The sequence below is a fragment of the Streptomyces sp. NPDC005576 genome, assembly GCF_042871745.1.
Lineage (GTDB): Bacteria > Actinomycetota > Actinomycetes > Streptomycetales > Streptomycetaceae > Streptomyces.
The window spans coordinates 443,781-457,388 of sequence record NZ_JBIAJC010000002.1; the positions used below are offsets into that span (position 1 = coordinate 443,781).

The 13,608-nt window shown below is 70.0% G+C and carries 11 protein-coding genes; 7 read left to right on the forward strand and 4 right to left on the reverse strand.

The genetic code is table 11. The features are described 5' to 3' along the window. Positions 1-34: 34 nt before the first annotated feature. A complete protein-coding gene (locus tag ACFYPN_RS05370) occupies positions 35-3,172 on the reverse strand; it encodes a DUF3427 domain-containing protein (protein WP_358757304.1) in 3,138 nt (1,045 codons plus the stop codon). A gap of 189 nt (positions 3,173-3,361) precedes the next feature. Continuing rightward, on the reverse strand, positions 3,362-4,369 hold the full coding sequence (locus tag ACFYPN_RS05375) for an SEC-C domain-containing protein (protein WP_358757302.1): 1,008 nt from the start codon (positions 4,367-4,369) through the stop codon (positions 3,362-3,364). A gap of 348 nt (positions 4,370-4,717) precedes the next feature. On the opposite strand from ACFYPN_RS05375, the gene ACFYPN_RS05380 reads away from it, so the two are divergent. The 5 genes from ACFYPN_RS05380 to ACFYPN_RS05400 all read left to right on the forward strand — a co-directional run bounded on the left by ACFYPN_RS05380 (position 4,718) and on the right by ACFYPN_RS05400 (position 9,037). After that, the gene (locus ACFYPN_RS05380; protein ID WP_323180469.1) at positions 4,718-4,876 is read left to right on the forward strand and encodes a DUF3311 domain-containing protein; all 159 of its coding nucleotides are present in this window, start codon (positions 4,718-4,720) and stop codon (positions 4,874-4,876) included. Then, positions 4,873-6,372, forward strand: a complete 1,500-nt coding sequence (locus ACFYPN_RS05385; protein ID WP_358757300.1) for a sodium:solute symporter family protein — start codon at positions 4,873-4,875, stop codon at positions 6,370-6,372. Before ACFYPN_RS05380 ends, ACFYPN_RS05385 begins: the two co-directional genes overlap by 4 nt. Positions 6,373-6,567: 195 nt before the next feature. Next, on the forward strand, positions 6,568-6,924 hold the full coding sequence (locus tag ACFYPN_RS05390; RefSeq protein WP_358757298.1) for a DUF6412 domain-containing protein: 357 nt from the start codon (positions 6,568-6,570) through the stop codon (positions 6,922-6,924). 249 nt (positions 6,925-7,173) lie between these two features. Next, positions 7,174-7,944 (forward strand): YidC/Oxa1 family membrane protein insertase, encoded by a 771-nt coding sequence (locus ACFYPN_RS05395; protein ID WP_358757296.1) that lies wholly within the window; start codon positions 7,174-7,176, stop codon positions 7,942-7,944. A 232-nt stretch (positions 7,945-8,176) separates the two neighbouring features. Beyond that, entirely contained in the window at positions 8,177-9,037 is an 861-nt protein-coding gene (locus ACFYPN_RS05400) for a fumarylacetoacetate hydrolase family protein (RefSeq protein WP_358757294.1), read from the forward strand. A 99-nt stretch (positions 9,038-9,136) separates the two neighbouring features. Here ACFYPN_RS05400 and ACFYPN_RS05405 read toward each other — a convergent pair whose 3' ends face one another. Then, the gene (locus ACFYPN_RS05405) at positions 9,137-9,622 is read right to left on the reverse strand and encodes a heme-degrading domain-containing protein (RefSeq protein ID WP_358757292.1); all 486 of its coding nucleotides are present in this window, start codon (positions 9,620-9,622) and stop codon (positions 9,137-9,139) included. After that, positions 9,619-10,764 carry a Gfo/Idh/MocA family oxidoreductase gene (locus tag ACFYPN_RS05410; protein WP_358757290.1) on the reverse strand — a complete coding sequence of 382 codons (1,146 nt, stop codon included), beginning with the start codon at positions 10,762-10,764 and terminating at the stop codon, positions 9,619-9,621. Before ACFYPN_RS05410 ends, ACFYPN_RS05405 begins: the two co-directional genes overlap by 4 nt. A 56-nt stretch (positions 10,765-10,820) precedes the next feature. Between ACFYPN_RS05410 and ACFYPN_RS05415 the strand changes: the two genes are divergently transcribed. Both ACFYPN_RS05415 and ACFYPN_RS05420 read left to right on the forward strand, forming a co-directional pair. Continuing rightward, positions 10,821-11,987 (forward strand): ROK family protein, encoded by a 1,167-nt coding sequence (locus tag ACFYPN_RS05415; RefSeq protein WP_389296780.1) that lies wholly within the window; start codon positions 10,821-10,823, stop codon positions 11,985-11,987. Between the two features lie 289 nt (positions 11,988-12,276). Then, entirely contained in the window at positions 12,277-13,605 is a 1,329-nt protein-coding gene (locus ACFYPN_RS05420; RefSeq protein WP_358757288.1) for a peptidase, read from the forward strand. The last annotated feature ends 3 nt before the right edge of the window (positions 13,606-13,608 follow it).

Consider the following 13,608-nt stretch of genomic DNA (forward strand, 5'->3'; position numbering starts at 1 on the left):
TTAGGGACGATCCGCGAGAGATTTTGGTGAATATTTAACCGGCCGCGATGGCCGAGTATGTCAGCACGTCGGCGGGAATTCCATGATGCAATTTCCATGTAATGCCCATGGGTTTGCTTCCGGCGTGCTCGACGTACTCTGCTGGCCCCAGTAGCATCCATGGTTGAGGTCCACCAATATCCGTCTTTTTGTAACGGCGCACAAAGATAAGGATTTGGCTTCCTTTTTCCCTGTGTGTTCGGTATCGAACGCCGGTAGGTGAGGCCTCGGATGTCTGGTTCTGAGACTCCCAATGGAACCGAAAGTCACTCAGTGCGTAGTCCTTATAGCGCGTCTCAGGTGAGAAATCTTTCTCATCTTTTTCGAGGGTGATGAATAGGGCATCGGTCGTGATGCTCTCGCACCACTTGACGCCTTCACGAAAGTTTCCGGGCATAAAGCCGCCCACTGTGGACTGTCCCAGAGCTGGCAGGATTTCTTCACGACTGTAAGAGGCGTGAATGGACATCGGAAGACTGGCGTGAGTTCCCAGGAGGGGAATCGGAACGTGATCGACTTTTTCGAGAACGTGTTTAATTACCTGTCCTGCTTCGTCACGAAACGCATGTTGTTCGCGGAGGGTGTCAAAACCCTCTTGGTAGCTCGCAAAGCCGCCACCCAACGGCCACAGTGAGAAGAAGAGCATGCGCGCAAATGCTTGCTCCTGCTCTGTCAGCTCGGCATACGCAGGCGGGTTCTCCATGAGCAGCTTTGAGTAGGCTTGGGCCCGCAGCGGGTCGTCGACATGCAGAAACGCTGTGACCCGCTTAAGTAGTGCAGCTTCACCTTCCGGTCCATTTGAGGGCAGGAGGTGAGCCTTGCGCAGAAGGCCCGTCCACGAGTTGCCGCTGCCGCGGTACAACTCCTTGATCTCGCGTCCGCTCGCACGTAGGTATCCCGCGAGGCGGAGATCGGCGTAGGAGGCCACCTCGCGTGCAAGTTGCGTGACGTTGACGGAAATCTGACTTCGGATGTTATCTATGATCAAGTTTTTGGCCTTGGGCTCCAGGATGATCTGACAGCCGGAAGGCAACTGCGGAAAGTCCTCCTCGATGTGATGCAGAAGTCTGTTTCGTGTCAAATTAGTGAGCGCCCTGAACTGTTCCTCGAATCGGAATTCCTTGCGATGCTGACCGATGAAGTCGAGAACGGTGAGTACGGCCTTGCCCTCCGTGCGTCGCAATCCGCGGCCCAGTTGTTGCAAGAAGACAGTTGCGCTCGAAGTGGGTCGCAATAGGATAAGGGTGTCGACGTCGGGGATGTCGAGCCCTTCGTTAAAGAGGTCCACAGAGAAAATGATTTGAAGTGAACCCGAACGCAGTTCATTGAGTGCCCTCTTGCGTTCTTCACGCGGCGTTTCTCCGGAGAGTGCCACCGCGTTGAGGCCTGCTCGCTTGAAGAAGTCAGCCATGAAGTGCGCATGCGCGACCGTTACGCAGAACCCAAGGGCACGCATATTCCTGGGATCGGTCACCTTATCCCGTACGGCTTGCACCACGAGTCGAGCGCGGGCCTCGTTGCCGGTGAACAGATCGCCGAGCGATGTTCGGTCGTATGCTCCGGCCTTCCATGCGACGGCTGTCATATCTGTGTTGTCGGTGATGCCGAAGTAGTGGAAAGGGCTGAGAAGATCGTTCTCCAGTGCCTCCCAGAGGCGCATCTCCGCCGCGATACGTCCATCGAAGAAGACGTCCTGGATGGTGAGGCCGTCCATGCGTTCGGGGGTGGCAGTCAAGCCGAGAAGTTCGCGTGGGGTGAAGTGGTCGAGGATCCGGCGGTAGGTGGGGGACGTGCCGTGGTGAAACTCATCGATGACGATGACATCGAAGTGAGCTGGGTCAAGTCCTTCAAGTACCCGTGGAGTCAGGGACTGGACGCTCGCGAAGACGTGCGTCCAATTCTCGGGAATCTCGCCGCTGAAGAAGAGCTCACCAAAATTGGCATCTACTAGCACATTTTGATAGACCCGCAGGGATTGCTCCAAGATTTCCTTGCGGTGAGCAATGAACAGGAGGCGCGGGTTATTTCCCAACCGCTGGCGCAGACGCTTGTAGTCGAGCGCAGCCATGACCGTCTTGCCTGTGCCGGTCGCGGCAACCAATAGGTTGCGGTGTCGATCGTGCACGGTGCGTTCGACTTCGAGGCGTTCGAGCATGTCTCGCTGGTGTGGGTACGCCCGTACTTCCAGCCCGGAGAGAGAGATGGTGTTGCGTGCGGGCTGGGTCGATCCACTGGCATGTGACAGTGCTTCGTCGAGTCGCTGTGCGTCGTTGTCAGGGTTGTAGGTCTCGAAGGAACGGTCACTCCAGTAGGCGTCAAAGGTCGCCTCAAACTTGCGAAGGACCGCGGGGGTTGCGACTGAGGAGAGACGTACGTTCCATTCGAGGCCTTCGAGTAGCGCCGCTTTAGAGAGGTTGGAGCTGCCGACGTAGGCCGTGTCGAATCCGCTGCTCCGCCGGAACAGCCAGGCCTTTGCATGCAGGCGAGTGGAGCGTAGCTCGTAGTTGACCTTCACTTCGGCGCCAAAGTCGCGCACCAGTCGGTCAAGCGCGCGTCGTTCGGTGGCGCCGATGTAGGTAGTCGTGAGAACGCGGATGGGTACTCCGCGCTGGTGGGCGGTGGAGAGCGCTTGTTCAAGGACGCGCAAGCCGTGCCACTTGACGAAGGCGCAGAGGAGATCGACACGATCCGCGGTGGCGAGTTCGGAGCGCAACTCGAAGCCGAGACTGGGATCTTCGGGCGCGTTAGTGATCAGCGCCGTGTCAGACAGGGGCGTTGCAGGCCGGATGGAGTAGACGCCCGGAGCCGTTTGCTCAGCAATAGCAAGTAGTTGCCGCGGCCCCTCCGTGATGAGGTCGATCCATGGGGTAGCGCCCTCAATGGAGTTGAGTGACTCCAGTATGTGGTTCGCTGCGATGACCTGTTCTGAGGGCGTCAGACCCTGGAGGACCTGCCGTACCGTCGTGGCGATATGCCGGGTGAGGACATGTGGGACAGACTCCTTCCCCACCTCCGCTTCAACAGAGCGATGTCCGGAGGCTTCTAGCTCCCCCATGCGCTGCTGGAGGCGTCTGGTGATGAGTGTCTCGTACAACCCCACTACCGGAGCTGCCTCCGAGAAATCCTTGGGCATGGCCGACTTCCCCCTGTCTCGTCGCTCACTACCGAAGTAGTTGTATCAAGCAGGGCAGACAACTTCTGTCGGTAGTCGCGTTGCCAGGGACGGCCGCGTGGTCCCGTACCCGAAAGGCGCGAGCCCCCTGTGCCGGGGCACCGCGCCTATCGTTGGTCCTGCGAGCATGCGTCGTTAGGGCTGGCAACCTCACCCCACCCCGTGGCACGCCCCATAAGCGTCCCCCGACCCGCACCAGCAGGCGCCCGACCGGGCCGGGGGCCAGGGGAGGGCTCGGCCTCGGGCGGCGAGGGTGGTGGCGTAGAGGGGGAGGAGGTTCGGGTCGGCGGGGGAGGTGGCCTCGGAGGCGGCGAAGGCCTCGTAGGAGGGGATGGTGCCGGTGACGATGCCGAGGTTCGCGGTGCCCGCCGCGTGGAGGTCGCGCAGGGCGGTCTCCACGGCGGTCAGGTGGGCCGCGTGGTCGGGGTACTCGGCGGCCAACGCCGGGTACGCGGTGAGCAGTTCGGCGAGCTCCGCCGCGGGCCAGTGCAGGACGGCGACCGGGAAGGGGCGGGAGAGGGCCGTGCGGTAGGCGCCCAGCTCCGCGCGGAGGCGGGTGATCTCCGCTTTCAGCTCGCCCGGGTCCGAGGAGCCGAGGGACCAGAGCCGCTTCGGGTCGTGGAGCTCGTCGAGGGGGACGTCGGCCGTGTGCAGGGTGTCGGCGAGCCGGTCCCAGTCGTCGTGGTCCATGCCGCGCAGCCGGCGGACGCGGTGGCGGCCGGTGAGCAGGGACTGCGTGGCGTACGGGACTTCGTCACCCGGCGTCAGCAGCAGCGTCAGCGCGGTCGAGAAGAAGTCGTGGGCGGCCTCCAGCTCGTCGTGCGCCTCCAGGGTCTCCGCGGCGATCGTCCACGGGGCCGCCGCGCGGGGGGCCGCGACGCGCAGGCCGTCGATGATCGCGCGGGCCTCGGCCTCGTGCCCGTACTCCCACAGGTTGGCGGCCTTCAGGGCCTTCACCAGGTGGGGGTCCTCGGCGGGGTCGCCGTCCGCGGTGAGCAGGTCGTCGTAGAGGGTCGCGGCGCGGGCGCGCTCGCCGGCGAGCTCCAGGTGGGCCGCGGCCTGGAGGAGCAGCGGCTCGCGGTCCTCCGGGTAGCGCACCGCGGTGCGCAGCAGTCGCTCGGCTTCGGTGATGTGCTCGGCAGGCGTGTCGGGGCGCATGTCCCACACGGTACTGCGCAGAGGTGGGCCCGCGGGAGAGACCGGCGAGAGGGGGCGAAGGGCGCCAGGACACAGGGCTGTGGGCCACAGGGGTGCAAGACACAGGTGGTACATGGGGGGTGCAGGACACAGGTGGTACATGGGGGGTGCAGGACACAGGTGGTACCGGACACAAGGGGTACAGGCCACGGGGGTGCAGGACACAGGGGGCGCAAGGCGCAGGCTGCGTACCCCGCACCCCGCGTGCGGCTCGTCCCCGCCCGTACGCGCCACGGCGCAGGCGCCCAGGGGCGTGCCGGACGGGGATAAAGTCCCTGAGTGCTGAGAAGACGTCCGCAGGTGCTGTGGTTGCTGGTTCCGTACGTGCTGTACCTGGGGGCCCTGCCGTGGGTGAACCGGGTGGAGCCCGTCGTGTTCGGGTTGCCGTTCCTCTTCGTCTGGATGCTCGGCGCGACCCTCTTGACGCCCGTCGCCGTCTGGCTGACCCGGCGGGGGGACCGCCGGTGAACGCCGTGGTCGCCACCTCCGTCTTCGCCGGCTTCATGGTGCTCACCGTCGCGCTCGGCCTGCTCGCCATGCGCGGACGCGGCGGCGGAGGGGGCGGGCTCGCCGAATGGTCCGTGGGCGGACGCAGCCTCGGCGCCGTCTTCATCTGGGTACTGATGGCCGGCGAGGGCTACACCAGCTTCAGCTACCTCGGCGCCGCCGGCTGGGGCTACAACTACGGCGCGCCCGTGCTGTACGTCGTCGCCTACATGTCCTGCGGGTACGCCCTCGGGTACCTGGTCGGCCCCACCCTCTGGGGGTACGCGCGCCGGCACGGCCTGGTCGGCATCACCGACATGGTCGCGCACCGCTTCCGGCGGCCCTGGCTCGGCGCGCTCGTCGCCGTCCTCGCCACCGTCTGTCTGCTGCCGTACATCCAGCTCCAGATCACCGGCATGGGCGTGGTCGTCTCGACGATCTCGTACGGTGCGATCAGCCTGAACTGGGCCTACTTCATCGCCTTCGCCGTCGCCACCGGCTTCGTCGTGGTCAGCGGGCTGCGCGGCAGCGCCTGGGTGTCGGTGCTGAAGGACGTCATGGTCATCGGGACCCTCGGCTTCCTCGCGTTCTACGTACCGGTCCACTACTTCGACGGGTACGGACCCTTCCTGGACCGGCTCGTCACCGAGAAGACCGACTGGCTGACGTTCCCCGGGCACGGCGACAGCGGGCTGGGCGAGGCGTGGTTCATCAGTACGTCGTTCCTGAACTCGCTCACCGTGGTGATCTTCCCCACCACCGTCGCCGGTTACCTCGGCGCGCGCAACGCGGACGTACTGCGGCGCAACGCCATGTGGCTGCCCGCCTACAACGTCCTGCTCTTCGTCCCGATGCTGCTCGGCATGGCCGCGCTCTTCGTCGTACCGGGGCTCGTCGGGGCGGACTCGAACCTCGCGCTCTTCAAGCTGGTCACCGACTCGCTGCCCGCCTGGGCTGTTGGCGTCATCGGGGTCGCCGCCGCGCTCTCCTCGATCGTGCCGATGGCCGTCTTCATGCTGGTCATCGGCACGATGTGGGGGCGCAGCGTGCTCTCCCTCGTACCTCGCTGGCGGCAGCGGCAGAAGGGGGCGGCGCAGATCGTGGTCGTGGTGGCCGGCGGGCTCGCGCTGCTCCTGACGTACACCGCGCCCAACACCCTCGTGCGGCTCTCGCTCATCTCGTACGAGGGGATGGCGCAACTGCTGCCGATGGTGCTGCTGGCCCTGGTGTGGCGGCGGCTGACCTTCGCGGGGGCGTTCAGCGGGCTCGTGGTCGGGGCGGTCGTGGTCTGCGTGCTCGTCTTCAACGGAAACGATCCGGTGTGGGGCGTGAACGCCGGGCTCGTCGCGCTGGCGGCCAACCTGGCGGTCGCGCTCGCGGTGACGTACGCCGGGCCGCGCGACCGGGACGACCGGCCGGACGAGGAGGTGCTCGCCCGCGACGAGATCGAGCCGGCGGCCGAGCGCGCCGCCGTGTGAGCGCCCCGCCCCCGGGCCGTCCGAGCGGTCCCGCCGCAGGGCCGGCGCGATCGGTCCCGCCGCCGGAGAGTGCCGTCGCGTCACGGCTCCTGCGGGCCCCCGGGCCGCCCTTCGGGCACCCGATGTGATCCGGGTCATCGTGTATAACGGCTGAAGAGGTCCGTCGCCGGAATCGAACGCGGAACAGGAGGAGCCATGAGCGAGGCGTACGCGCGCACGAACACGTACACCGGTCGTCTCGGCGGTTCCTTCGCGCGGCTGCTCCGGCCCGCGGGTCTGCTGCTCCTCTTCGTGACCGAGATCCTTCTCACCGAGGGCGGCAGCCTCTCCGCCGCCGTCGCGCTCGCCGCGACCGCCGCCGCGGGCTCCGCGCTCCTGGCCTGTTCGGTGATCAGCGCGCGCTGCGCCGTCACGGTGCCCCGGACACGGGTCCGCACCGCGCTTCGGGACCGCGAGCACCGCACGGCGTTCCTGCCGCAGCGAGATCCCGACGCCAAGGGGCGTACCCGCCCCCGCGCACCCGGGCGTGCCCCGACGACGGCCGCCGCGTAGGGCTCACCGCCCGCCGACACCTCCGCCGACCCAGGACCAGGCACCACGGCCGCGACACCCGCGGTCACCGGGCGCCCCCGCAGCCCGCCCGCGCCCGCGCGGGGAGCCGCCGCCGTCCTGTCGTCCTGTCCGGTCCCGTACGGAGTCCACGCGCCGTCCCGCCGTACCGCCCCGCGCCCGCGCATCCGCGGCGCGCGCGCCGCACTTCACCGGCACACCGGCACGACGAGACCCCTCGGAGGGTTCCCCATGTCCGCGTTCATGTCCGCCTTCGCGAGCCTGGTCGGCGCATTCGCCGACCTGCTCCACCCGCTGTTCCAGTCCGCGTCCGCCGCCGCGGCGATCGTTCTGTTCACCGCGCTCGTACGGCTCGCGGTACACCCCCTGTCGCGGGCCGCCGCGCGGGGCCAGAAGGCCCGTACCCGCCTCCAGCCGCAGATCGCCGAGCTGCGCAAGAAGCACGGCAAGAACCCCGAGCGCATGCAGAAGGCGCTCATGGAACTGCACAAGGAGGAGCAGGTCTCGCCGCTCTCCGGATGCCTGCCGAGCCTCTTCCAGATGCCCGCGTTCTTCCTGCTCTACCACCTCTTCTCCAGCGCCCGGATCGGCGGCGACCCCAACGAGCTCCTCGGCCACCAGCTCTTCGGGGCGCCGTTGGGCGAGCGCTGGCACCACGCTCTCGCCGAGGGCGGTCTCTTCGGCGGGCAGGGGCTGGTCTACCTCGGCCTCTTCGGGATCGTCACCGTCGTGGCGACCTTCAACTACCGGCGTACGAAGCGTCAGATGGCGCTCAACCCGGTGGCGCCCACGGCCGGCCCCGACGGCCGGCCGGTGCCGGGCATGGGCGCGATGACGAAGGTGATGCCGCTGATGTCCTTCTTCACGCTCTTCACCGTGGCCGTGGTACCGCTCGCCGCGGCTCTGTACGTCGTCACCAGTACGACGTGGACCGCGATCGAAAGGGCCTACCTCTACCGCGACGCACCGGCCGCCGGAGTGGCGATGGCCTCGGTCGTCTGACCCGCGAAGGGCGCTCTCTGCCTCGGATGACGCGTGGCCGGGCCCGTCCAGGGGCTGAACGCACCTTGCCAAGTGATCCGATGTCTTGCAGGGTGAACCGGTGGAGTGGGCTGTGCTGGGTGCGGTCCTCGGCAGCCGCCGGAGCCGCGCCCGACCGGCACGGACCCTCTCCACCCAGGCACCTCAGGCCGGGCATCCCAGCCCAGGCATCTCTACCCAGGGAGTGGCACCCGTGAAGTTGCTTCGAGTCGGCACGGCGGGAGCGGAGCGCCCGGCTCTGCTCGCGGAGGACGGAACACTGCGCGACCTGTCGGGGGTCGTCCCCGACATCGACAGTGCGCTGCTCACCGACGCGCACGGGCTGGACCGGGTACGCGCCGCCGCGGTCGACCCCGGATCGCTGCCCGAGCTCGACCCGTCGGGGCTGCGGACCGGGGCTCCTCTCGCCCGCATCGGCAAGATCGTCTGCATCGGGCTGAACTACCACGACCACGCCGAGGAGACCGGGGCGGCGATCCCCCGGGAGCCGATCCTCTTCTTCAAGGCGCCCGACACGGTCGTCGGCCCCGAGGACACCGTCCTCGTGCCGCGCGGCAGCGTGAAGACCGACTGGGAGGTCGAACTCGCGGTCGTCATCGGCCGCACCGCCCGCTACCTCGACTCGGCCGAGGAGGCGCTGCACCACGTCGCCGGCTACGCCGTCGCGCACGACGTCTCCGAGCGCGAGTTCCAGACCGAGCGCGGTGGCACCTGGGACAAGGGCAAGAACTGCGAGACCTTCAACCCTCTCGGCCCGTGGCTCGTGACCGCCGACGAGATCCCCGACCCGCAGGCGCTGTCACTGAAGCTCTGGGTCAACGGCGAACTGAAGCAGGACGGCACCACCGCCGAGCAGATCTTCCCGGTCGGCGAGGTCGTGCGCTACCTCAGCCACTTCATGACCCTCTACCCGGGCGACGTCATCAACACGGGCACCCCGGCCGGCGTCGCGATGGGCCACCCGGACCCGAAGCCGTACCTCCGCGCGGGCGACGTCGTCGAGCTGGAGGTCGAGGGGCTGGGACGCCAGCGACAGGTGCTGAAGGACGCGTGAGCGCGACGCCCCGGGGTCCCGCGCGGTGATGCGCGGGACCCCCGGGGCGTCGCGACGGAGAGCGGGCGCCGGAAGCGGGCGCCGGCGAGGGAGTGCGGCTCACCCCTCCAGCGTCGCCAGGAACTCCTCCAGGCCCTGGACGACCAGGGCGTGGTCGTCGGCCTGGGGGAGGCCCGAGACGGTGACGGTGCCGATGACGCCCGCGCCGTCGACGGTGATCGGGAACGAGCCGCCGTGCGCGGCGTAGGTGCCCAGCGGCAGGCGGGACGAGTCCTCGAAGGTGGTGCCCTTCGCGCGGAACCTGGTGCCCACGAGGTACGAGCTCTCCCCGTAGCGCTCCACGACCTTGCGCTTGCGGTCGATCCAGGAGTCGTTGTCGGCGCTGGAGCCCGGGAGCGCGACGTGGAAGAGCTGCTGCGCGCCGCGCCGGATGTCGATGGCGACCGGGGCGTTCCGCTCGCGGGCCAGCCGGACGAGCAGGGTGCCGAGGGCGTACGCGTCCTCGTACCCGAAGCGGGGCAGGGTCAGCCGGCGCTCCTGGGCGAGCAGCTCGGAGACGGTGGGGGCGTCGGGGCGCTTGCTCATGCCTGCGGCTCCTCGTCGCTCGGCGTACCGGTGGGCCGGGCGGGGTGGGTGCCCGGCTGCGGGACCAGGGTGACGGAGGTCCCCTCCTGGGCGGAGCGGCGGGCCGCTTCCAGGACGTCGAGCGCGGCTGCCGCCTCCAGGGCGGTGACCGGGTTCTCGCCGGTGCCGCGCAGGGCGGCGGCGATGGCCGCGTAGTACGCCGGGTAGTCGCCCGGCAGGGTGCGGACCGGGACGCCGCCACCGGTCAGCGGCGACTCGCCCGAACCGAGCCGGCCCCACAGACCCTCGGGCTCCTCGCCCCAGGGCCCCTGGCCGGTGCCGGGGCGGTGGCCCTCGCGCAGCGCCGCCTCCTGGGGGTCCAGGCCGTACTTCACATAACCGGCCTTCTGCCCCAGCACCCGGAAGCGCGGGCCCAGCTGGGCCGTGGTGGCGCTGGCGTACAGGTGCGAGCGGACGCCGCTCGCGTGGGTGATCGCGATGAAGGTGTCGTCGTCGGTCACCGCGCCCGGACGGCGGGTGTCGGACTCGGCGTACACCTGGACCGCGGGGCCGAACAGGACCAGCGCCTGGTCGACGATGTGGCTGCCCAGGTCGAAGAGGAGCCCGCCGATCTCCTGCGGGTCGCCCGACTCGCGCCAGCCGCCCTTCAGCTGCGGGCGCCACCGCTCGAACCGGGACTCGAAGCGCTGCACCTCGCCGAGTTCGCCATCGGCCATCAGCCGGGCGATCGTCAGGAAGTCGTTGTCCCAGCGGCGGTTCTGGAAGACCGAGAGCAGCACCCCGCTCTTCTCGGCGAGCGCGGCCAGTTCGCGGGCCTCGGCCGCGGTGCCGGCGATCGGCTTGTCGACGACGACCGGCAGCCCGGCCGCCAGGGCGGCCTCGGCGACCGGGACGTGCGTCTTGTTCGGCGTCGCGATGACGACGAGGTCCAGCTCGCCGGCGCGCGGCCACAGCTCCTCGGGCGAGTCGGCGAAGCGGACGGCGGGGAACTCCGCGCGGGCCTGCGCCCGGCGCTCCTCGTTCGAGGTGACGACCGTGTCGAGCACCAGGCCCTCGGTCGCCGCGATCAGCGGGGCGTGGAAGACGGAGCCCGCCAGGCCGTAGCCGACGAGCGCGACGCGGAGGGGTTCGGTGGAAGTCATGGAATCCACTTAAGCAACGCTGTTGCCAAAGTGCAAGCGGCGCCCACAATGGGGTGGTGAACACGAGCGATACCAGCGATACCAGTGAGCCCCGGGGCGGCCCCGGTGTCGGCGCGCGCAACGGCGCCGGGGTCAACCTCCCGGCCCTGCGCCACCACAACGCCGCCCTCGTGCTCGACCTGCTCCGCGGCGCGGGCGGCGACGGCATCAGCCGCCTCGAACTGGCCGAGCGCACCGGACTCACCCCGCAGGCGGTCAGCAAGATCACCGCCCGGCTGCGCGCGGAGGGCCTCGCCACCGAGGCGGGCCGCCGCGCGTCCACCGGCGGCAAGCCGCGTACCGTGCTCCGGCTCGTCCCGCACGCCCGGCACGCGGTCGGCCTCCACCTGGACCGGGACCGGCTGACCGCGGTCCTCGTCGACCTCGCCGGTACTCCGGTCGCCGTCCGGACCGCACCGCTCGACTTCGGTGCCCCCGCGGCCGAAGTGGTCGCAGGGGCGGCGGACGCGGTGGCGGAGGTGAGCGCGGCCGTGCCGGTGGCATGGGCGGAAGGCGGTCCGGCCGTGCTCGGGGTGGGTGTGGCCGTCCCCGGCCCGCTCGACCACCGCGACGGGGTACTGCACCGGGTCACCGGTTTCCCGCAGTGGGACGGGTTCCCGCTCCGGGAGGCCCTCGCCTCCCGCACCGGCCTGCCGGTCTCCGTGGACAAGGACACCAACGCCGCCGCCCTGGGCCTCGCCCTCCGCGACCCGGACGCGGGGGACTTCGCGTACCTCCACCTCGGTACGGGCCTGGGCGCCGGGCTCGTCCTCGGCGGGGCGCTCCACCGGGGCGCCCGCACCGGTGCGGGCGAGTTCGGGCACCAGACCCTCCAGCTGGACGGTCCGCCGTGCGGGTGCGGCGGACGCGGCTGCGTCGAGGCGCTCTGCCTCGCGGCGGTGGAGCGGGGCGACGTCGCCGAGTCCGCCCGGGTCCTGGGCGCCGGAGCCGCCAACCTCGTCGCACTGCTCGACATCGACCGGGTGGTGCTGGGCGGACGCACGGTCGCGGCGCACGAGGACGCCTACGTACGGGGCGTGCGCGCCGTGATCGAGGAGCGCGCCCGCCGCGAGGGCGCCGGGTCACCCGTGCCGGTCGCGGTCGCGGGCGGCGGCGACCACCCCGTCGCCGAGGGCGCCGCCCAACTGGTGCTCGGCCCGCTCTTCGGGAGGACGACGGAGTAGCGGGCGGCGGAGGAGAGGCCGACCCGTGAAGTCCACCCGGTGGAGATCGACCGGTGGAGGTCGGCCCGGGGAGAACGACCGCTGGAGGCCGCCCGGGTGGAGGGTCTCCGCCGCCCGGGTGACCCTCGGTCACGCCTGTGCGATGTTCGTACTTATCTGTGGAAGCGTCTCCGCCGACATGCCGGTGACGCCCGCGCACCGGTCACGACACCGGTGGTTCCGCACCGGTCGCGAAGCGCCGGTGGTCACCTCCGCACCGGCCGTTCGCGCGCTGCGAAGGGTACCTCGCATGCTCCCCCGACTTCCCGCACGATCCCCACTCCCCGCACGATCCCCACTCCCCGCGCGTCCGGGAACTCCCGCGCGGTCGCGACTTCCCGTACGGCTGCGCGAGGGACGTGCGTTCACCTCGCTCGGCCTCGCGGCCGGGATCGCCGTACCGGGCGCACTGCTCGGCGGCCCGCAGACCTCCGCCGCCGAACACGCCGCGACCGCGACCGTCCTCGCGGACCAGCAACCCGCCTGCGGCGCACCGGGCGCCAGGGACTTCCCCATCGACACCCGGATCCACGGCGGCCCGGACACCTACGCCTCCGGCGGGGGGTACGGGATCTGGTACCTGGACCTCGTCAACACCACCTCGGAGTCCTGCCGCGCCCTCCACCCCGTACTCGTCCTGACCGACCAGGAACGGCTGCTGACACCCGACCAGATCCAGCTCGCCTACACGGAGGGCGCCGGTACGGACACGGGCGCCGCCACCGAGCACCGGGTCAGCTGGGAGACCACCGACCGGAACGAACAGATCGGAGTCTTCGGCGGCGGGGACGGGGGCGACGACTTCGAGGGCTTCACCGTGCCCGCCGGGCGGACCGTGACCGTCCGCGTCAGGATGGCCTTCACCTCGGACACCCGCCCCGGGAAGGTCGTCGCCAACGCGGCCGTCGTGCAGCGCCACCGCGCCGAACCCGCCGGTGGGCGGGCCGACGGGGACGGCGACTGGGTGGGGGAGTCGGAGGACTACCCGTTCTCCATCGTCGAGGGAGAGATCGAGGGTGGCACCGACCTGGTGTTCCCCTCCGACGCATCCCCCTCCGACGCATCCACCCTCGACGCCTCCGACCCGGATGCCTCCGACCCGGATGCCTCCGACCCGGACGGAACCACCGACCCCGGCGAGACCGCCGCATCCGGGGCGGCGGACGAGGGAGCGGGTGCCCGGACCGGCACGGACACCACCCCCGGCCGGAGCGCACACCCGGACGCCGGGACGGGCGGGAACCGGACGCCAGGCTCCGACCCCCGCACCCGCGCAAGTGCCGGCACCGGAACCGGCACAGACGCCACCGGCACCGGACCCGCCCCCGACGCCTCCGCCGGCCCCGGCGCACCGACCACCCCTCGCGCCTCCAGCAGCCCCCCGGGCGGCCTCGGCCTTCCGCGCGACCCCGCCGGGAACCCGCTCCCCGAGCTCGCCCGCACCGGCCGCCCCGGCCACGCGGCGGCTCTCCGTACCGGCGCGGTGGCCGTCGCGCTGCTGCTCGGCGGTACGGCCGCACTGCTTCTGGCCCGCCGGATGCGGCGGGGCAGGGCCCTGGGTGGCGTCCGGCGCACCTGAGGC

Bases quoted from the DNA above. Each gene is read 5' to 3' on its own strand.
- ACFYPN_RS05390 (WP_358757298.1), top strand. From the start codon at position 6,568: ATGAGCGAGGCGTACGCGCGCACGAACACGTACACCGGTCGTCTCGGC.
- ACFYPN_RS05375 (WP_358757302.1), bottom strand. From the start codon at position 4,369: ATGCGCCCCGACACGCCTGCCGAGCACATCACCGAAGCCGAGCGACTG.
- ACFYPN_RS05420 (WP_358757288.1), top strand. From the start codon at position 12,277: ATGCTCCCCCGACTTCCCGCACGATCCCCACTCCCCGCACGATCCCCA.
- ACFYPN_RS05410 (WP_358757290.1), bottom strand. From the start codon at position 10,764: ATGACTTCCACCGAACCCCTCCGCGTCGCGCTCGTCGGCTACGGCCTG.
- ACFYPN_RS05370 (WP_358757304.1), bottom strand. From the start codon at position 3,172: ATGCCCAAGGATTTCTCGGAGGCAGCTCCGGTAGTGGGGTTGTACGAG.
- ACFYPN_RS05405 (WP_358757292.1), bottom strand. From the start codon at position 9,622: ATGAGCAAGCGCCCCGACGCCCCCACCGTCTCCGAGCTGCTCGCCCAG.
- ACFYPN_RS05395 (WP_358757296.1), top strand. From the start codon at position 7,174: ATGTCCGCGTTCATGTCCGCCTTCGCGAGCCTGGTCGGCGCATTCGCC.